Origin of the sequence: Prosthecobacter sp., assembly GCF_044236155.1 — a bacterium.
GTDB lineage: Bacteria > Verrucomicrobiota > Verrucomicrobiia > Verrucomicrobiales > Verrucomicrobiaceae > Prosthecobacter.
The window spans coordinates 77,932-96,228 of the sequence record NZ_JBIIHA010000014.1; the positions used below are offsets into that span (position 1 = coordinate 77,932).

Annotated in this window: 16 protein-coding genes; 10 read left to right on the forward strand and 6 right to left on the reverse strand. The window is 60.4% G+C overall.

What is annotated here, in order from left to right:
* Positions 1–11 precede the first annotated feature (11 nt).
* The 3 genes from ACILSE_RS13560 (at position 12) to ACILSE_RS13570 (ending at position 4,292) form a co-directional block, all read left to right on the forward strand.
* The gene (locus tag ACILSE_RS13560) at positions 12–1,661 is read left to right on the forward strand and encodes a UxaA family hydrolase (RefSeq protein WP_395717941.1); all 1,650 of its coding nucleotides are present in this window, start codon (positions 12–14) and stop codon (positions 1,659–1,661) included.
* A gap of 1,015 nt (positions 1,662–2,676) precedes the next feature.
* Positions 2,677–3,900: a polysaccharide lyase 6 family protein gene (locus ACILSE_RS13565; RefSeq protein ID WP_395717942.1), complete on the forward strand. Its 1,224-nt coding sequence runs from the start codon at positions 2,677–2,679 to the stop codon at positions 3,898–3,900.
* A gap of 5 nt (positions 3,901–3,905) precedes the next feature.
* Positions 3,906–4,292 carry a DUF2237 family protein gene (locus ACILSE_RS13570; RefSeq protein WP_395717943.1) on the forward strand — a complete coding sequence of 129 codons (387 nt, stop codon included), beginning with the start codon at positions 3,906–3,908 and terminating at the stop codon, positions 4,290–4,292.
* Here ACILSE_RS13570 and ACILSE_RS13575 read toward each other — a convergent pair.
* From ACILSE_RS13575 to ACILSE_RS13590, 4 genes are all read right to left on the reverse strand, one after another.
* On the reverse strand, positions 4,289–4,915 hold the full coding sequence (locus tag ACILSE_RS13575; RefSeq protein ID WP_395717944.1) for a DUF4126 domain-containing protein: 627 nt from the start codon (positions 4,913–4,915) through the stop codon (positions 4,289–4,291). The genes ACILSE_RS13570 and ACILSE_RS13575 overlap by 4 nt on opposite strands.
* A gap of 80 nt (positions 4,916–4,995) precedes the next feature.
* Positions 4,996–6,567, reverse strand: a complete 1,572-nt coding sequence (locus tag ACILSE_RS13580) for a GIY-YIG nuclease family protein (RefSeq protein WP_395717945.1) — start codon at positions 6,565–6,567, stop codon at positions 4,996–4,998.
* A gap of 8 nt (positions 6,568–6,575) precedes the next feature.
* Entirely contained in the window at positions 6,576–8,513 is a 1,938-nt protein-coding gene (locus tag ACILSE_RS13585; RefSeq protein WP_395717946.1) for an adenylate/guanylate cyclase domain-containing protein, read from the reverse strand.
* Positions 8,514–8,568: 55 nt separating this feature from the next.
* Positions 8,569–9,042: a hypothetical protein gene (locus tag ACILSE_RS13590; RefSeq protein WP_395717947.1), complete on the reverse strand. Its 474-nt coding sequence runs from the start codon at positions 9,040–9,042 to the stop codon at positions 8,569–8,571.
* Between the two features lie 129 nt (positions 9,043–9,171).
* Between ACILSE_RS13590 and ACILSE_RS13595 the strand changes: the two genes are divergently transcribed.
* From ACILSE_RS13595 to ACILSE_RS13620, 6 genes are all read left to right on the forward strand, one after another.
* The gene (locus tag ACILSE_RS13595) at positions 9,172–9,786 is read left to right on the forward strand and encodes a superoxide dismutase (RefSeq protein WP_395717948.1); all 615 of its coding nucleotides are present in this window, start codon (positions 9,172–9,174) and stop codon (positions 9,784–9,786) included.
* Between the two features lie 72 nt (positions 9,787–9,858).
* Positions 9,859–10,176, forward strand: a complete 318-nt coding sequence (locus tag ACILSE_RS13600; RefSeq protein WP_395717949.1) for a hypothetical protein — start codon at positions 9,859–9,861, stop codon at positions 10,174–10,176.
* Positions 10,177–10,373: 197 nt separating this feature from the next.
* Positions 10,374–11,279, forward strand: coding sequence for a thiamine-monophosphate kinase (locus ACILSE_RS13605; RefSeq protein WP_395717950.1), 906 nt, complete (start codon positions 10,374–10,376; stop codon positions 11,277–11,279).
* A complete protein-coding gene (gene tsaE, locus ACILSE_RS13610; RefSeq protein ID WP_395717951.1) occupies positions 11,276–11,695 on the forward strand; it encodes a tRNA (adenosine(37)-N6)-threonylcarbamoyltransferase complex ATPase subunit type 1 TsaE in 420 nt (139 codons plus the stop codon). Before ACILSE_RS13605 ends, tsaE begins: the two co-directional genes overlap by 4 nt.
* Positions 11,692–12,336 (forward strand): tRNA (adenosine(37)-N6)-threonylcarbamoyltransferase complex dimerization subunit type 1 TsaB, encoded by a 645-nt coding sequence (tsaB, locus tag ACILSE_RS13615; RefSeq protein ID WP_395717952.1) that lies wholly within the window; start codon positions 11,692–11,694, stop codon positions 12,334–12,336. The genes tsaE and tsaB overlap by 4 nt, the downstream gene beginning before the upstream one ends.
* A gap of 4 nt (positions 12,337–12,340) precedes the next feature.
* On the forward strand, positions 12,341–13,189 hold the full coding sequence (locus ACILSE_RS13620; RefSeq protein WP_395717953.1) for an SMP-30/gluconolactonase/LRE family protein: 849 nt from the start codon (positions 12,341–12,343) through the stop codon (positions 13,187–13,189).
* Here ACILSE_RS13620 and ACILSE_RS13625 read toward each other — a convergent pair whose 3' ends face one another.
* Together ACILSE_RS13625 and ACILSE_RS13630 are read right to left on the reverse strand one after the other, a co-directional pair.
* Positions 13,190–14,242, reverse strand: a complete 1,053-nt coding sequence (locus ACILSE_RS13625; RefSeq protein ID WP_395717954.1) for a PA0069 family radical SAM protein — start codon at positions 14,240–14,242, stop codon at positions 13,190–13,192.
* 16 nt (positions 14,243–14,258) lie between these two features.
* Positions 14,259–15,053: a ParA family protein gene (locus ACILSE_RS13630; protein WP_395717955.1), complete on the reverse strand. Its 795-nt coding sequence runs from the start codon at positions 15,051–15,053 to the stop codon at positions 14,259–14,261.
* Between ACILSE_RS13630 and ACILSE_RS13635 the strand changes: the two genes are divergently transcribed.
* A complete protein-coding gene (locus ACILSE_RS13635; RefSeq protein WP_395717956.1) occupies positions 15,037–18,198 on the forward strand; it encodes an SNF2-related protein in 3,162 nt (1,053 codons plus the stop codon). The genes ACILSE_RS13630 and ACILSE_RS13635 overlap by 17 nt on opposite strands.
* Positions 18,199–18,297: the final 99 nt, after the last annotated feature.

Sequence of the window (18,297 nt, forward strand, 5' to 3'; positions counted from 1 at the left end):
AACTGAAAATCATGTCCGCCATCCTCCAAGTTCATCCTTCCGACGACGCTTTCGTCGCCCTCCGCGATCTCGACGCAGGCGCGTCCTTCTCCGTGAATGGTCACACCGGCACGCTGCTCGAAAAGATCCCCGCGAAGCAGAAATTCGCCGCGCATGACTTCGCCGTGGGCGATCTCGTCACCATGTATGGCGTCATCGTCGGCAAAGCCACGCAGCCTATCGCCAAAGGCGCGCTCATTCATACCCACAACGTCGTCCACGCTACCTCAGCCTTCAGCGGCAAGCAGCGCGACTACACCTGGACACCGCCCGATGTCTCGAAGTGGCAGAACCGCACCTTCAACGGCTTCAAGCGCTCCCACGGCCCTGCGGGCACCGCGAATTACTGGATCGTCATCCCGCTCGTCTTCTGCGAGAACCGCAACCTCGCCTTCATGCGCGAGGCGCTCACCCGCAGCCTCGGCTACGGCAAAACCTCGCCGTATGAGCAGTTTGCGCATCGCCTCGTGCAGATGCAGCGAGAAGGCGCGTCCAAGGCGCAAATCGAAGCCGCCATGCTCGAGGCGGAAACCTCCGCCACCACCGCTCGTGTCTTCAAGAACATCGACGGCGTGAAATTTCTCGAACACGGCCTCGGCTGCGGCGGCACGCGGCAGGATGCGCAGGCGCTTTGCCGCTTGCTGGCAGGCTACATCAACAGTTCCAATGTCGCCGGAGCCACCGTCCTCAGCCTGGGTTGCCAACATGCGCAAGTGAGCCTCTTGGAGCAGGAACTCGCCGCGTTTTATCCGCAGATGAACAAGCCGCTGCTCATCTACGAGCAGCAGAAGAGCAAATCCGAGCGCGACATGATGGCGAATGCCATCCGCGACACCTTTCTCGGCCTCGCTGGTGCGAATGAGCAGACGCGCGAGCCTTGTTCCCTCAGCAATCTCATCATGGCCGTCGAATGCGGCGGCAGCGACGGCTTCTCCGGCATCTCCGCCAATCCCGCCATCGGTCACACTGCCGATCTCCTCGCCGCGCTCGGCGGTGCGCCGGTGTTGAGCGAGTTCCCCGAACTCTGCGGCGTCGAGCAGAGCCTGTGCGACCGCTGCGTCAGCGCCGACCTCGCTGACAAATTCGTCCACCTCATGCGTGCTTACGAGGGTGCCGCTCAGGCCTGCGGTTCCGGCTTCGATGCCAATCCCAGCCCCGGCAACATCCGCGACGGTCTCATCACCGACGGTATCAAGTCCGCCGGTGCGGCCAAAAAAGGCGGCACCAGCCCCATCGTCGATGTCCTCGACTACGCCGAGCCCATCCGCCAGCACGGCGGCCTCACGCTCTACTGCACCCCCGGCAACGACGTCGAAAGCACCACCGCGCTCGCCGGCGGCGGTTGCAACATGATGCTCTTCACCACCGGCCTAGGCACCCCCACCGGAAATCCCGTCTGCCCCACGCTCAAAATCTCCACAAACACCGCTTTGGCCCAACGCATGCCCGACATCATCGACTTCGATACCGGCCCCATCATCACCGGCGAAAAGACCGTCGAGCAAATGGGCGAGGAAATGCTCGAACTCGTCATCGCCACCGCCAGCGGCGACTACACGCCGAAGGCCGTCGCGCTAGGCCAAGATGACTTCCTGCCGTGGAAGCGGGGCGTGTCGCTGTAAGCATCAACGCTTCACTTTCACATCTTTTCAGGCACAAGTGAAAGTTGTAGCCGTCAAGGCGGGAATATTGCGACCAGCCCCCATTTACGATGGCTTGCCTGTTGAGTAAGAATTCTCCAGCCCTCCGTCATTTCTGTGTATCTCGGATGTAGACTGCCAAATTCTGTTCTTACGCCGTCTATCATGTCGTGGAAATACGAAGCACGCCCAGGCAAAGGAGGAGGAATTGAACGCAATGCAAGCGCTTCGTGCACCAGGCGACTGAATGAATAGTGATAGAAGAGTTCTCCCATTTTCTTGCAGCGTTCTGGTGAGAAAGCGAGGGACAATCCGCCAGCATTCAGACGCTACCTTAATCTGTTGGGAAGCTCAAAAACATCCTCAAAGTGTCCAAAGTTCTCAGTGATGGAACCAATGAACGGGAGGTACAGTTCGTCATAAATTTCCCGATCCTCCTCCATAAGGTAGCTTCGGATTTCAGAATAGGTTTCACAGAGTGCACACCAAAGGCCGTACCCGCCGGCATCAGAATGAAATCTTGTTATATCAGACAGCCCAACTGCAAACTCCGATTCATAAAGGCATTTTAGAAAGTCCGACGCTTTTTGAGCACGTTCATGATGCGTTAGTTTTTCCCAATCCGCGTCGAGAATACCTGAGATCGAGGATGTCTCGAAATGACTTTCGAAACGAATCCAGTCCACAATATGAAGGTTTGCTGCAATAGACATATCATTTTGAACATCTAACTAGTTCATGGCAGAATCCACACCGGCGTGCCAACGAGAACTTTCCTCTTAGAATTTGATCACCACGGCGTCCTACAGGCGGGATAGCCAAGCAGATAGCAGCGTTGCATGACGATTCTGTGATAGATGCGAATGAAGTAAACATCTTCGCATCCTTCTGCGCCAGTTTGGTATATGCAACCGTCCAGTTCACCAACCGGGATTCTTGGATGGGAGTGTGCTGAAAACCGCCTTGCCGTCAAGCTGACTGCCACCTCCTATGTGGAATGCGTTTATTTTTCCTGAGTCTCACCTTCTCCCTTCCCATTGCGGCCAAAGACATCTACGTTGCTGATGCCGCCGTATTTGCTGAGGCCGCCAAATCCGTCGCGGCTGGTGACACGATCATTCTACAAGACGGCACTTGGGCCGATGCGCGGCTGAAGATTCATGCGGAAGGCACGGCGGAGAAGCCGGTGAAGATCAAGGCGCAGACGCCGGGCAGGGTGGTGTTCACGGGCGACTCGCGGCTGTCGGTGGGTGGGGCGCACGTTGTGGTGGATGGCCTGTGGTTTCAGAACCCAACGGGTGAGCAGGTCATCGAGCTGCGCCTCGACTCCAAGCAACTCGCCAGCGACTGCCGCATCACGAACTGCGCGGTGACCAATGACACGCAGCTCACTTCGGAGGAGTCCTCCCAATTTGTCTCGATCTACGGTGCCCGGAACCGCGTGGACCACTGCTACATCGCCGGCAAGACGACGCAGGGCACCACGCTGGTCGTCTGGCTCTCGAACGAGGCGAAGGACCAGGGCAAACACCAGATCGACCACAACCACTTTGGGCCACGGCAGAAGCTGGGCAAGAACGGCGGCGAGACGATCCGCCTCGGCGACAGCAAGACCTCCATGCAAACTGCCGCCTGTATCGTGGAGCACAACCTCTTCGAGAAATGCGACGGGGAGGCCGAGTGCATCTCCAACAAGTCCTGCGGCAATCTTTACCGCTTCAACACCTTCAAGGGCGTGTCTGGCACGCTGACGCTGCGCCACGGCAACGCCTGTCGCGTGGAGAACAATGTCTTCTTCGGCAACCAAGCCAAAGGCAGCGGCGGAGTGCGTATCATCGGCGAGGATCACGTCGTCACCGGCAACCTCTTTGACAGCCTGACCGGCGATGACGAGCGCAGCGCGATGTGTTTCATGCTCGGCATCCCCAATTCCGTGCCGAATGGCTACTTTCAGGTCAAACGTGCCAAGGTGACGAACAACACCTTCGTGAACTGCGCGCATAACATCCTCATCGGCATGCAGGGCGAGAAAAAAGCCACTTTGCCGCCGCTGGAGACCGAGATCAGTGGTAATCACATTCAAACCAACCTTGGCGAGGCATTTGAGATCAAGAGCGCAGCCGATGGCGTGACGATGAAGGATAATGAAGCCAGCAGGGAATTGGCGGTGGATTTCAAACTACCCGCAGCCGAACCTGTCGGCCCTTCTTGGAGAAAGTAATCATCATGCGCACCAACGTCCTCGGAACTCCGCTTACTTGCTGCTGTCGCAAACCCATGACTGGGTTCTATCGCGATGGCTATTGCCGCACCGGTCCCGGTGATGTCGGCCTGCACACCGTCTGTGTCGAAGCCACCGCCGAATTCCTGCGCTTCTCCGCCGCACGTGGCAATGATCTGAGCACACCCGCGCCCGAATGGGATTTCCCCGGCCTGGAACCCGGCGACCGCTGGTGTCTTTGCGTCACCCGCTGGAAGGAAGCTCTCGACGCCGGATGTGCTCCGCCCGTCTGTCTCTCCGCCAGCCACGAATCTGCACTCGAATGGGTCGATCTCGACGACCTGAAGGCTCACGCCCTCGATGATGCGGGCGGCGTGATGGACGACGATTAAGCGTGCGCCTCCTGACGGAACAAGGCGCGCCCTTTGTCACGGATGATCTCAAACGAGCGGCGCACGACGCGCCAGATGCGCGGCAGCACGAGCCAGAGCACGAACAGGGCCGCAGTGAAAATGCAGAGAGCGATGACGGGCTTCAGCACCATGACCACGGTGCCCGCCGCCACGATGATGTCCTCGGTGATGCTCAGAGCGATGTTCGAGGCGGGCTCCGGCGAGTGATTGGCTAGGAGGCGGGTTCCGGCCTTCGCGCTGTGCGTGGTCAAGGCCGCGCCACTCGCTAGCAGGGCACCGAGCACCTCCATGTGCGCGGGCATTTCGCCCAGGGCCTGCATGGCCAGGATCGTGCCGCCGACCGGACGGATGATGGTATGCACGCTGTCCCACAGAGAATCCACCCAAGGCACCTTGTCGGCGATGAACTCGATGGCATACAGCACGCCGGCGGCAGCGAGCACCCAATCATGTCCAAGCACTTCGATCGTTTGATATTTCTCGGCGAGGTGCAGCACATCAAAGCGCACAAGCATGCCGGTGAGAAACACCGTGAGGTAGAGATTCAAGCCCGCGAGCGACGCCAGTCCAAGCCCCAGGCCGAGCTGTTCGAGGATTTGCATGCCGGGCCTATACCATGAGTCGTTCCATCGGTCGATGAACAAGTTTCAAAGCATTTTGGAACCTGCGGGCGCACGGGCGCTCACTTCCGGTGCTCCAAGAACTCCCGCACCTCCCGTGCCACGGCCTTGCCGATGCCCGCCACGGCGGCGATCTCCTCCTCGGTGGCTTTGCGGAGTCGGGTGACGGAGCCGAAGGCTTTCAAAAGCGCGGCTTTGCGGGCCTGGCTGACGCCGGGGCAGTCGTCGAGGATGCTTTCCTCCACGCGGCGACGCAGCAGCAGTTGATGGTAGCCGTTTGCCCAGCGGTGGGCTTCGTCGCGGATGCGTTGGAGCAGCTTCAAGGCACCGCGTTCGTGCGGAATGATGACCGGTTGGCTTTCTCCGGGCCGATAGACTTCCTCGTGCTCCTTCGCGAGGCCGATGATGGGAAGGTCGTGCAGGCCGAGCTTCTGCAATTCAGCCACCGCCATGCCGAGCTGGCCTTTGCCGCCATCCACGATGACCAAATCCGGCAGCGTGACGAATTTCGGATTCGCGGAGAGGCGTTTCAACGCGTCGGCGGGGGCTTCCTGCGAAAACTCGGCGTCATCCCCGGCGGTGGCCCTGCCTTCGAGCAAGATGCGCGAGAAACGACGGCGGATGACCTCGGCCATGCTGACAAAGTCGTTCTGGCCGCTGACGGCGCGGATGCGGTAGCGGCGGTAGTTCGCGTTGTCAGGCACGCCATTCTTGAAGCGCACCATGCTAGCCACACAATGCGCGGTGCCGATGTTGGCGATGTCGAAGCACTCCATGACGAGCGGCGGCTGCTCCAGGTGCAAAAGCTCCTGCAACTCGTTCACATCGGCCATCGGGTCGATGGTGCTGACGACCTTCGCACGCGCGCCGCGCTCGAAGGTGCGCGTGGGCACGAGCGTTTTGCGCATGTCCTCGACCATGTCACGAAGCTCGGCTGCTTTCTCGAAGTCGAGCCGTGCGGCGGCCTTTTTCATCTCATCCTCCAGCGCGGCTACGAGGTCTTTGTTTTTGCCATCAAGGAACTCGCAGGCCTGCTCGACGCGCTGCTTGTATTCCTCCGGCGAAACACGGCCGATGCAGGGCGCGGAGCAGTTTTTGATGATGTCGTTGGAGCAGTGCTTGTAATCCTGCTCGTCCGGCTTCAGCGGACGGCATGCGCGCAGGCCGAAGCGTTTGTTCAGCCAGTTCAGTGTTGTTTTCAGCGCGCCACCGTGGGGGAAGGGGCCGAAGTAACGCGCCCCGTCGTCCTTCTTGAGCCGCGTGAGCGACAAGCGGGGAAACGCGTCGCCAAAGTGGACGCGGACGAGGAAGAAGCGCTTGTCGTCGCGGAAGCTGATGTTGTAGCGCGGGCGGAAGTCCTTGATGAGCTGGCCTTCGAGCAGCAGCGCCTCGGTTTCATTGCGAACCTGATGCAGGTCGAAGTCCCAGATGCTCGCGATTAGCGCCCGCGTCTTGAGATCAGCCAGCTTTGAGCGGGCAGGCGTGAAGTAGTTGGAGAGCCGTTTGCGCAGGTCGCGCGCCTTGCCGACGTAGATCACGCGGTTCAGGCGGTCGCGCATGACATAGACGCCCGGTGTGTGCGGGACATCGCGGAGCTTGGCGACGAGGTCAGGTTTCTGGCGCGGGACGGACATGCGGGGAATTACGCGGCCACCACCCGCCACGGATGAACCGCCTCGGAGATGCCCTTGAGCTGCATGGGTGGCATCGCTTCCGCCTGAATCAACTCCCGGGCCTCCGCGTACGTCTCCTCGTCCATCACGATCTCGCCCGCCTGGGCAATGCTGCACAGCCGAGAGGCCAGGTTCACGCGATGTCCGAGCACCGTGTAGCTCAACCGCTGGTCCGAGCCCATGCAGCCGGCCACGACATGACCGGTGGCAAGACCGATGCCCACCTCCAGCGAGTGCTTTGAGGTCTGGTTCAGCGTTCTGCGCACTTGCAGCATGCTCAGCGCGCACTGCACGGCACTCAGCGCATCTGCGCCAGTGCTCACAGGAGCGCCAAATAGCACCATGATCAAATCGCCGACAAATTTATCGACGATGCCACCGTGCTTGTAGGCCACGTCGGTGAGCGCGGTCATGTGTTCGTTGAGCAGATCGATCACCTCGGCGGGCGGCATGTTCTCGGTGATGGCCGTGAAGCCGCGGATGTCGCAGAACAGCATCGTGACGTGCCGCGTCTCCCCCCCCAGCGCGCCGCTCTGCGAAATCAACTGCTCCGCCACGGTGCGGTCGGCCACGGCGTTGAGCACGCTGCGGTATTTTTCCTGCAGGGCGAGGCCGGCGGCCATTTCATTGAAGGAAGCGGCCAGCTTGCCGAGCTCGTCGTTTTTGCGCACGGGAACGCGCACATCGAAGTTGCCCTGCTCGATTTGTTGCGTGCCGCTGACGATGTCGCTGATCGGACCTGAGAGCCCGTGTGAAATCCACAGCACCACGAGCAGCGCGATGACCAACGCAACCAAGCCGAGGCCGCCTACATTCCGCCGCAGTTCGCCCAGTTCGCGGTCCATCGCCTCAAGCGAGTAAAGATTCACCTGCGCGGCGAGAGGGAAGGGGGAGCCAGGATTGAGCACGCGATAGTGGATCTGGTGCCGGACGCCGTCGATGGGCACGGTGACCTCACGCTGGCCTTTGCCATGCTGCTTCAACGATTCGGCCACTTTTTGCGCGATGTAGTCGCGTTGATCCTTCGGGATGGTGGAGCTGACCAGCGCGTCCTCCACCCAAACACCGCTCATGATCTCGCCGAACTCGGACTTCTTTGTTTGTTCGTAAAGCAGTCGCTCGGCCAGAACCTGTAAGGGCAGGCCGAATAAAAAAGCGCCCAGGAACTTTCCGCTGTCAGGATCGTGCAGTGGCGTCATGAACACCTCGCGCACCTGTTCCGTGCGTCCTTTGTCGTCTCCCTCGACACGGAGGTAACCGACCTCCTGCTCCTTGAGGACGTCCTCCAGTTTCCGGCCGCCGAGCCACTGCATTTTCGCGCCGCGCATACGCAATTCTCCCTGCTCGCCGGCTTCGGCCATGGGACGGGCGTTTGGGCCGCCCTGGGCGTTCTTTTTTGGCGCGGCGAGATAATTCCCATCCGCGTCGATGATCGCGATGAACGGTGCCTGGCCGGGAGGCAGACGGGAGGACTGCCGCGCTGCAAAGGGGCGCTCCTTGTCGTCCTCTCGTATGCGTTGGCCAAATGTGAACTGCGGACGCGTGCCGCCTCCGTCGGCATTCGGGCGGTTCATGCCCGGCAACTCGGTCTGGAGACGCTCAGTGGCCAGCGCCTCAAGCTGCGGGCGTAGAATCTGGCCTGCGGCAGGGAAATCCTTCATCGAAATGGCCTGCACGACCTCCGGTTGCCTCGCGATCTCCGCGAGTCGTGAGGAGAGAGCCTCGGTGCGCTTCTTTTTCGCTGTGGAATATGTGCTGATCTGCGACTCGAACTGCTCCTCGAACAAACGACGGTAAGCCGCCGTGAACTTCCACTCCGCCAGCAGCAGCGTGGCGATGGTGATGCCCGCGACGACGGGAAAGACTGTCAGGATCAGTCGGGCGCGAAAGCTGGAGAACCACTTCATGAATCGATGGGCGTGCGATGCGCGGAATGAACACCGCGCCGGGCAGGATGGTTGCTTAGCGCACGCGTTTCATCGTGAAAGTGCCGCGGTCAAGGCCGCTCTCGTAGCAGGCGTTGAATTCATCGCCCTTGATCGTGCCTTCGTAGTGATAGAGGCCGCCCACCCAGTTCGGCATCTTATGATCACCTTTGAAGGTGTGGGTGCTGTTGTTTTTCTTCACGACCAGATGGGTGGTTTTGAAGGCCGCGCTCAGGATGCCGCGCCAGGTGCAATGGTAGAAGAACTGGTGGGGAACCGCCTGCGGCTGTTGTTTCGAAGCGCAGCACAGCGGCGCAGGCTCGGAGATGACCGCGCGCAGCTTTCCGGTGTGCCCGCTGGCAGTGCTGAGCCAGGTTCCTTCCCATTTGCCGCTGACGCCGGCATTCGACGCCGGTTTTTTCCATGCCGAGCGAAACGAGAGCCCGCAGGACGGCACAACGGTCAAAACGAGGCCAAGGAGGGCAAAACGAAAAAGGCGGCGGGATTTCATGGTGGACTCTGGCATCGAACGCGTCCAGACGCGCCTGTTTTTCGTTCGTCATTCGTCATTTCCGCCCTTGCTCCATTCCGTCTCCGCTCTACCTAAAAACAGCTTTAACCCACTAACCACCCCAAAGCCATGGCCCACACCCTCCCCCCGCTCCCTTACGACAAGACCGCGCTCGAGCCGCACATCGACGCCACGACGATGGAGATCCATCACGGACGCCATCACAACGCGTATGTGACGAACCTCAACAACGCCATCGCCGGCAAGGCCGATCTTGAGGCGCTGTCCATCGAGGATCTGTGCAAAAACATCTCCAAGGTGCCCGCTGACATCCAGGGCGCGGTGCGCAATAACGGCGGTGGTCACTTCAATCACACGCTCTTCTGGAACATCATGGGCCCGAACGCTGGCGGTGCTCCCTCCGGCGCGCTTGGTGACGCGATCAACGCCGCCTTCGGCAGCTTCGATGCCTTCAAGGAAGCCTTCGCCAAGGCCGGTGTGACCCGCTTCGGCTCCGGCTGGGCCTGGCTCGTCGTTAAAGACGGCAAACTGGCCATCACCTCCACGCCGAACCAGGACAACCCGCTCATGGACGGCTCCGGCATACCGATCCTCGGCTGCGACGTCTGGGAGCACGCCTACTACCTCAAGTATCAGAACAAGCGCCCTGACTACATCGCCGCCTGGTGGAACACCGTGAACTGGTCCGCCGTCGCCGCGAACTACGCCAAGGCCCTCGGCTGATCCGCACTTTGTTTCTCACTGTCCAAAGCGCGGAACGGTCACCCCGTCCCGCGCTTTGTCGCTTTTAACCTCGTGGCACTCGTCCTCCATAAACTCCGCAGCGGCCTGATCTACTCGCAGGCCTTCGCTGACTATCTGGAATCGAGGCACAACATCGAGCACTTCGGCCATCCGGGCGACGTCCTGCACCTCGACTATGTGCGTTGCAGCCAGGGCGATCTCGCCGGGCAGGAATGGTGGCAGCTTCTGTGGATCAGCGGCATGAACGCACCCACCGAGCACAGGCATCAGATCGGCGATGTGGAGGTTTTTATCCCGAAACAGGCGATGCGAGGGCTGAAGAACCGCCTTTTGCATTTTGATGGTCAGAATGTGGTCGTCAAAAAATGACGAAACCAGAGCCGAACGAAGTGAGACAGACGACTGAAAGGAGCCCGAAGGGGAGCGTAGCGAATCAATTCCGAATGACGAATGAAGCCCGAAAGGTCGAATTCCGAGCCCCAATGATCGAATCTGCGCCGCGGGCTCCATCATTCCGGCTTCGACATTGATTCGTCATTCGCCATTCTGGTTTCGTCATTCACTTCATGCCCACTTTAGCCGACATCGGAGAAGACAAGCTCATCCGCCGCCTCATGCGCGGTGTGAAGCTGGATCGCGATGTCATTGCCGGTGCCGGTGACGACTGCGCCGTGGTCCGCAGCACGAAAAACGAGCACACGCTGCTGAAAACCGACGCGCTGGTGCAGGATGTGCATTTCACGCTCGAAACGCCGCCCAAGCTCATCGGCCGGAAGGCCATCGCACGCGTTGTCAGCGACTTCGCCGCCATGGGCGGCACGCCGCGGCACGCCATGATCACTTTGGTGGCTCCGCCGAGCATGGAGGTCGAATTCCTCACCGAGGTGTATCGCGGCATGCGGGCCATCGCGAAGGAGTATGGCATCAACATTGTCGGCGGGGAGACTTCGCGCGGTCTGGTGCTCATGCTGTCAGTTTCCATGAGCGGCACCGTGCCGTCGAAGCGCTGGATGTCGCGCAGCGAAGGCAAGGCGGGCGATGTGCTCCTGGTCACCGGCCGCCTCGGCGGTTCGATCAAAGGCAAGCATCTCAAATTCATACCGCGTCTCGAAGAAGGTCGCTGGCTCTCAGAAAACGCGCATCCGCACGCCATGATGGACATCAGCGACGGGCTCGCGAAAGACCTGCCGCGCCTGGCTTTGGCCAGCGGCACGCACTTCCAGGTCAATGTGGCCTCTCTGCCGTGCAATCCCGGCTGCACCTTCGATCAGGCCTGGGGCGATGGCGAGGACTACGAGTTGCTCCTCGCGGTAAATCCGCGCACGCTGCGTTCGTTGAAGGCTAAATGGAGTGAAGCTTTCCCAAATCTGCCGCTCACCGTCATCGGCAAGCTCGTTCCGCCCGGCGAAGGTCGGCCGCCGGATTTCGAAAGCACGGGCTGGGATCACTTCGCGCTCAGTGCTGACGCATGATCACCCTTCGCACCGCTGAAGACGCCCAATCCTGGGGCATGAAACTCGCGCCGACACTGGCGGCGGGCGATGTGATCGCACTGTGCGGCAATCTGGGGGCTGGCAAGACGCAGATCACGCGCGGCATCGTGGCGGGCATGGGATCGAAGGCCGATGTGACGAGTCCGACGTTCACGCTCGTTCACGAATACCTCGATGGTCGGCTTCCAGTCTTCCATTTTGACTTCTACCGCATGGAAAGCGCCGCCGAGGTTCTCGGCATCGGCTGGGATGAGTTTTTCGCCGAGCCCGGCGTCATCATCGTCGAGTGGGCGGATATGTTTCCCGAACTTTTGCCGCCGAACACGCGCTGGTTTCACATCGAAGTCTTGCCGGATGGCTCTCGACGTGTCACGGAAGGGCCGCTCGCAAAATGACTGGATCACTCCTCGCTCTTGATCTCTCCACCGCCCAAGGCAGCATCGCCGTCGTGCGAGGCGATGAAGTGTTGTATGAGTCGGTTTTTCAATCTGAGCGCTCGCACAACGCGCAGGTCTTCGCGCCTTTGCGAGAGGCGCTGGCTGCGGCAGGCGATGAACTGGCTGGAATCGTGATCGGCACCGGCCCGGGCTCTTACACGGGCGTTCGGATCGCGATCGCCGCTGCGCAAGGTGTCGCGCTGTCACGCGATGTATGGTGTGTCGGCTGCTCGTCGCTCACAGCGCCAGACATCGACGCGACGGCCGATTATTCGGTGGTAGGTGATGCCCGGCGGCAGAGCTTTTACCTGGCCCAGGTCAAAAATGGCCGCCTGGCCCCGGACATCGAGACGGTTTCGCCTGAAGTGGCCCGTGAACGCGTATCTGGCGGTATTTGGCTCACGTTTGATGCCAAAGCCCCCCTCGGCATGCAGGATGTCCGCGTGGCCAGGCCATGTGCGAAACGTCTGGCGATGAATGTTCGCCGATTGAGCGCCGACGAACTGTCCGCGCTTGCCGCGCAGCCGCTGATTCCGCATTATCTGGCCGAGGCCTTCATCACCCAGGCCAAACGTCCGTTTTCCACCACTCCACGCTGACCGCATGACTCCCGAACCCATCTCCAATCATGTTTCCGTCTGGGGCGAAGGCCCGATCTGGCACGACGGACGTTTGCTTTATGTCGATATCGAGGCGCACAAGATCATCGCGTTCAACCCGGCCACGGGAGAGGAAAAGGTCTGGGATGTCGGGCAGCGTGTTGGCACCGTGGTTCCGCGTGCAAAGGGCGGACTCGTCTGGGCGGGTGATGACGGCTTCTTCTTCCTTGATGAAGCGACCGGTGAAAGCACGCCGATCGGCGATCCTGAGCCAAACATGCCCGACAACCGCTTCAATGATGGCAAATGCGATCCTACGGGCCGTCTGTGGGCGGGAACGATCTGCTTGAAAAAACGTGCCGAGGCCGCGCTCTACTGCCTGCACACGGATCTGCGGATCGAAAAGAAGTTCGCGCCGGTGACGAACTCGAACGGCATCATCTGGAGCCGTGACACGCGCACGATGTATTACATCGACACACCGAGCAAAAAGGTGCGCGCCTTCGACTTCGACAATGCCGCAGGCGCGATCGGCAACGAGCGCGTGGTGTGGGACACAAGCGCTGACCCATCATCGCCCGATGGCATGACGATCGACAGTGAGGACCTGCTGTGGATTGCCTTCTGCCACGGTGCCAAGGTGGTGTGCTTCGATCCAAAGACACAAAAGGTCGAGGCGCAGATCGACTTTCCCTGCATTGAAACGACCGCCTGCGCCTTCGGTGGGCCGGAGTTGCGCGATCTCTACATCACCACCGGTTTGAAGCCAGGTCTGGAGGAGCCGCTGGCCGGGCGCTTGTTCGTCTGCCGCCCTGGTGCTCAGGGCGTGCCTGCGTTTGAGTTCGGGGGCTGATCATTCAAACAATTCCATCTGTCCGCCGGGATCGCGAGGACGGCGGAAGGCGTCCGCCCTGACCTGCGGGCGGCGGTGGAGCATGCCGGCGCGCTGGATGGAGACGCGGAAGAGCGAGGCGATTTGCTCGGACCAGACGCCGACGCCTTTGAGGCGTTTACCGAATTCGCCATGCGAGAGAGTTTTGCCCTGCGTTTCCTCGATGCGGCTGAGGATTTTGTCGCGCATCCCGGGAAAATGAAGGTCCAGCCATTCGCGGAAAACATCCTTCACCGCGAAGGGCAGCCTGACCACGGTGTAACCGGCAAATTGCGCTCCGGCGGCACGGGCGGCGTCGATCAGGGCGGGAATCTCCGAGTCGTTGAGTCCGGGGATGATCGGCGCGGTGGAGACGCCGACGGGCACGCCGGCCTCGTTCAGGACGCGGATGGCCTCCAGTCGCATTTTGGGCGATGATGCGCGGGGTTCGAGCTTGCGTGCGAGTTCGGGATCGAGCGTGGTGACAGAAATGTAAACAGCGGTGGCGTGATGCCGTGCGAGTTCGGCGAGCAGATCGACATCGCGGGTGATGAGATGGTTTTTGGTGATTAAAACGACCGGATGGCGTGCCTCAGCGAGCACTTCCAGGCAGCCACGGGTGACGCGGAGTTTTTTCTCGATCGGCTGATAGGGATCAGTGACGCCGCTAAGTGAGAGGTTGGCCGGCTTGTAGGACGGTTTGAGCAATTCGGCCCGGAGGAGGGCAGGGGCGTCCTCTTTGACCATGATGCGCGACTCGAAGTCCACGCCGGAGGAAAAGCCGAGGTATTCGTGGGTCGGCCGTGCGTAGCAGTAGGCACAGCCGTGCTCGCAGCCCCGGTAGGGGTTCAAACTGGCCTCGAACGGAAGGTCGGGGCTGTTGTGGCGGGTGATGACGGTGGAGGAGTGGTCGCGGAAAAACTTCGTCGCGACCTTCTCAGGCGATTCGCCGGGATTGTAGTCCACATGCAACTCCGCGAAACGCTGGCCTGGATTAAATCCAGCGCCGCGTCCACGAATGCCCGGGCTTTGCATGGGCCTGCTCCGCTTCTCAAGCTGCCGCGGTGGGCACAGCGGCTCCGCTGCGGCGGGCGAGGAATTCATCCGCCAAGGCCCGGTAGGACACCGCTCCACGGCCGGAAGGCTCGTATTCGATGATGCTTTTGCCAAAGCTGGGTGCCTCGCCGAGTCGGACGGTGCGCGGGATGATGGTCTGATAGACCGTCTCCGCGAAGTAGTTGCGCACGTCGTTGACGACCTGATTGGCGAGGTTGGCCCGGCTGTCGTACATGGTCATCACGATGCCTTCGAGCAGGAGATTCGGGTTGGCCCCGCAATCCCGGATCTGCTGGGTGATGCTGACGATCTTGGACAGACCTTCGAGACCGAAATACTCGCACTGGATCGGGACGATGAGTTCGTCGGCGGCGGCCAAGGCGCCGGTCATGAGGACGCCGAGGGACGGGGCGGTGTCCAGGATGGCGTAATCGAAGTGGCCGGAGGTCCGCAGCGGCTCCAGCACCTCGCGCAAGCGTGCCAGGTGGTTGCCGGCCTGGGCCAGCTCGATTTCACAACCCGCGAGCTCCTGGTGAGAACGAATGATGGAAAGGTTCGGGAGCCGGGTGCTGCGGATGGCCAGGCGTGGGTCGGTGCCATTCACCAGCGCCGAATAAAGGCTGCCGCCCTCTTCCTGGGCCAGACCAAGCCCGCTTGTGGCATTGGCCTGCGGGTCGAGGTCAATCAGCAACACGCGGACACCACGCTGGGTGAGGCACGCGGCGAGATTGACAGCGGTGGTGGTCTTTCCGACCCCGCCTTTTTGATTGGAGATGGCAACGATCCGCATAGGCACTTGGCGCTGGACTTTGGCGAGAAACGATGGGACACGCCAGAAAGAAATGGAGATCACAGAGAAATGGCTCGGTGAAATCGGCGGCTGGCAGGTCATGAAGGCCGCCCGTGGGCTCGCGGATGCCGGAATGGCATCGGTGACGAGTGCCGAGGCCGGTTTGGTTCGCGGTGTGGCCGGAGCGGGCAAGATGAAGTTCACCACCGGCCTGCGCATTCGCAGCAGCAGCGATGTCGAGAACCTCTGCACGTGCCCGCATGCCCGCCGGAGCGGGCAGATTTGCGAGCATGCGCTGGCAGTGGCTTTGATGCAGGTGAGGTCGAAGGCACTGCCGATTCGGACGGAGCCGAGACTGGGATCTGTCGTTCCGGCTTCAGTCGGAGGCTCAACAGACCCGGCTAAAGCGCGGACTCCAAACCCCACACTCGGGACTGCATCGGTGCCAGGACGGTTTTCGATCTTTCTGCCTGAAACGGTGCTCCAAGGCCAGGCACGGGAGCCATTGGGTGTCTTTGTGAAATTTGAGGCGGGTGGTGAAGCCGAGACTTCAGCTTTCGCAGCCTGGCTGGTCGGACAAGGCATCAAGCAGCCGCAGAGTCTCCCATTGTCGCTGCGGGGGGAGTCTCTGAGCGCGTTTTTGCACACGCTGGCCGAGCATCCCCGGGTTTTTGCCGGGAAGCCGAACGGTAAGGAACGTCCGCTTCAAGTCGCGGCCGAACCGGTGAGGCTGCCGTTGCTCATTGAATCGGCTCCTGGCCAAACGGTAAAGTTAGAACTGACTGGCAGGAGCCAGCTCCCGGTCTGGGGATCGTGGTGGATATGCCAGGAGACGGGGGCCTTGTTCCGGCACCCGTCTGAGCGACCTGAGCTCTTTACCTTGGCAGGCGAATTGGGGCGCAAAAGCGTTACAAAACCATTACGATGGCTGGCGGAGCACGGAGAGCGATTGGGCGAATGTTTTCAGGTCGAATTGCGTGGTGCTGATCTAGAGCATTTCCATGTTTCTCCGGTGCCTTGTGAGTTTGAAGTGCATCTTGAAGGTTCACTACAAAGCCTGGAGGCCAAGGTTTGGGCTCGATACGGATCGCAATGTTGGCAAGTGCCAAGTGGTGGTCAAAGCGATTCCATATTTCCCATTCAAGACCAGGTCTCTAGTTTTGTATTTTACGTTATGAACAGAGAGGGTGAGTCACGCGTTCTGCGTTTCTTGGAGCAGGCGGGTTTTAAATTTGTAACGATTGAGACGTTGCGTTTGGAAGGAGGTGATAATGTCCTCCGGTTCTATGCTTCGGATCTCAATCAACTGCGAAAAGTGGCGACCATCCTTGAGGGGGAACGATGGCGTTCAGTGACTCGCGGTGTCCAGCGAATCGCCCCGCAAACCCGCTTCATGCCAGCCGAAGGGCCGACCGGTGGAAACGACTGGCTGAGCATGGAATTCGCTTATGAATCGGCGGATGGTTTCCGGCTGCCACGTGCCGAGGTACTGCGGCTCGTCCGTTCCGGACAGCGTTCAGTGCAGGCCAATGGGAAGCGTTACATTTTGGATACGTCCGCCGTGGATGAACTCGAGGAATCGTTGCGGGACGTGCCGCTGCAACTGACGCCTGAGGGCGCCCGGGTGCATGGGGCACATGCCGCTTATTTTGGTGGTGACGACGAAAGCCACGAGGCGGTCTCGGAGGCTCAGATTCGCGACCAAATCGGTGATCTAGCCGCTCTGCTCCGGCCCTACCAGATGGACGGGGTCTGTTGGATGACCTCCCAGGTCTTGCGAGGGCGGGGCGGTGTCCTGGCCGATGAAATGGGCTTGGGCAAAACCGTTCAGAGCATCGCTCTGGCATTGTTCTTGAAGCAGCGGAAGGCGGAGAGCGGTCCGGTGCTGGTGGTCTGTCCCAAATCCCTGCTCGGGAACTGGCAGGCTGAATTTGAGCGGTTCGCTCCTCTCCTCAAAGTGCTTTTGGTGCAGGGAAGCGGGCGGGAAAAGGCCTTGGCGCAGATTGCCGCCCACGACGTGATATTAACCTCCTATCAATTGATTGTTAGAGATATTCAACATTATCAAAGTGTTCAGTTCGGCCTCATCCTGCTCGATGAAGCCAGTTTCATTCGCAACCCGGACACGGATGCCGCCAAAACACTGCGCAGCCTGAAAGCGGTCGGCCGGATGGCCCTCACGGGAACACCTTTGGAGAACGGAGTGCGGGATTTGTGGTCGATTTTCCAATTCGCCCTGCCTGGCTATCTTGGGAACCAGAAATCTTTCCAAGAGCGGTTCGAAAGTCCAATTCAGTCCGGCCTAGACCTGCCCGCAGGTCGGGCGGCGGCGCTGAGGTTGCAGAAACTGACTCACCCCTACTTCCTGCGCCGCACGAAACGGCAGGTTTTGAAAGACCTGCCCGAGAAAATTGAGCAGGTGCTTTGGTGCGCTCCCAGTGCCGCGCAGGCGGAGTTTTACCGCAAGATCTTAGAAGAGGGCCGTGAAGAGATCAAAGCCGCCCGCCGCCGCTCCGGCCAGAACGGGGCCAAGATGACCATGTTCACCGTTCTTTTGAGACTGCGGCAGGTCTGTTGCGATCTGAGACTGACTGGCATCCGTTCAGAAGCGCTGGCGGGACTGGAGCCGGACGATTTGTCGGGTAAGTGGGCTGCCTTGATGGATCAGGTGGAAACCGCGCTTGAATCGGGGGGAAAGGTGCTGGTCTTCAGTCAATTCGTTCAATTCCTGCGCCTGATGCGGGAACGTTTTCAGGAACAAAAACACGAACTGGCCTATCTTGACGGCAGCAGCCAGGACCGTGCGGCGCAGGTGGAACGCTTCCAGAAAGACCCGAAGTGCCGCATCTTCCTCATCAGCCTGAAGGCCGGCGGATACGGACTCAATCTGACCGCTGCGGACAGCGTCATTCTCGCCGACCCGTGGTGGAATCCGGCGGTGGAAGCCCAGGCCATTGACCGCGCCCACCGCATCGGACAGCAGAAGGTCGTCAACGCTTACAGGTTGGTCACGCGTGGCACGGTCGAGGAGCGCATTTTGAAGCTCCAGGCCCAGAAGCGCGGCCTGGTCGAGGCCACCTTGAACGATCAGGCACCGCTGATGGAAGGTCTGAGTGAGGCCGAACTCGAATCGCTGATCGAGTAATTGATGCCTCCGAATCAGCTTTGGGCTTTTCCGGGATGAATTGGGAAAAGGGCATGGCGCGATGAGCGTGCCGTGGCTGGGGATGATGGAAGCGGGGAT

Excerpts from the sequence above, each read along its gene's own strand:
- ACILSE_RS13625 (WP_395717954.1), bottom strand. The coding sequence starts at position 14,242 with ATGCAAAGCCCGGGCATTCGTGGACGCGGCGCTGGATTTAATCCAGGC.
- ACILSE_RS13590 (WP_395717947.1), bottom strand. The coding sequence starts at position 9,042 with ATGAAATCCCGCCGCCTTTTTCGTTTTGCCCTCCTTGGCCTCGTTTTG.
- ACILSE_RS13580 (WP_395717945.1), bottom strand. The coding sequence starts at position 6,567 with ATGTCCGTCCCGCGCCAGAAACCTGACCTCGTCGCCAAGCTCCGCGAT.
- ACILSE_RS13635 (WP_395717956.1), top strand. The coding sequence starts at position 15,037 with ATGGCAACGATCCGCATAGGCACTTGGCGCTGGACTTTGGCGAGAAAC.
- ACILSE_RS13570 (WP_395717943.1), top strand. The coding sequence starts at position 3,906 with ATGCGCACCAACGTCCTCGGAACTCCGCTTACTTGCTGCTGTCGCAAA.
- tsaE (WP_395717951.1), top strand. The coding sequence starts at position 11,276 with ATGATCACCCTTCGCACCGCTGAAGACGCCCAATCCTGGGGCATGAAA.
- ACILSE_RS13560 (WP_395717941.1), top strand. The coding sequence starts at position 12 with ATGTCCGCCATCCTCCAAGTTCATCCTTCCGACGACGCTTTCGTCGCC.
- ACILSE_RS13575 (WP_395717944.1), bottom strand. The coding sequence starts at position 4,915 with ATGCAAATCCTCGAACAGCTCGGCCTGGGGCTTGGACTGGCGTCGCTC.
- ACILSE_RS13585 (WP_395717946.1), bottom strand. The coding sequence starts at position 8,513 with ATGAAGTGGTTCTCCAGCTTTCGCGCCCGACTGATCCTGACAGTCTTT.
- ACILSE_RS13565 (WP_395717942.1), top strand. The coding sequence starts at position 2,677 with ATGCGTTTATTTTTCCTGAGTCTCACCTTCTCCCTTCCCATTGCGGCC.
- ACILSE_RS13620 (WP_395717953.1), top strand. The coding sequence starts at position 12,341 with ATGACTCCCGAACCCATCTCCAATCATGTTTCCGTCTGGGGCGAAGGC.
- ACILSE_RS13630 (WP_395717955.1), bottom strand. The coding sequence starts at position 15,053 with ATGCGGATCGTTGCCATCTCCAATCAAAAAGGCGGGGTCGGAAAGACC.
- ACILSE_RS13605 (WP_395717950.1), top strand. The coding sequence starts at position 10,374 with ATGCCCACTTTAGCCGACATCGGAGAAGACAAGCTCATCCGCCGCCTC.
- tsaB (WP_395717952.1), top strand. The coding sequence starts at position 11,692 with ATGACTGGATCACTCCTCGCTCTTGATCTCTCCACCGCCCAAGGCAGC.
- ACILSE_RS13595 (WP_395717948.1), top strand. The coding sequence starts at position 9,172 with ATGGCCCACACCCTCCCCCCGCTCCCTTACGACAAGACCGCGCTCGAG.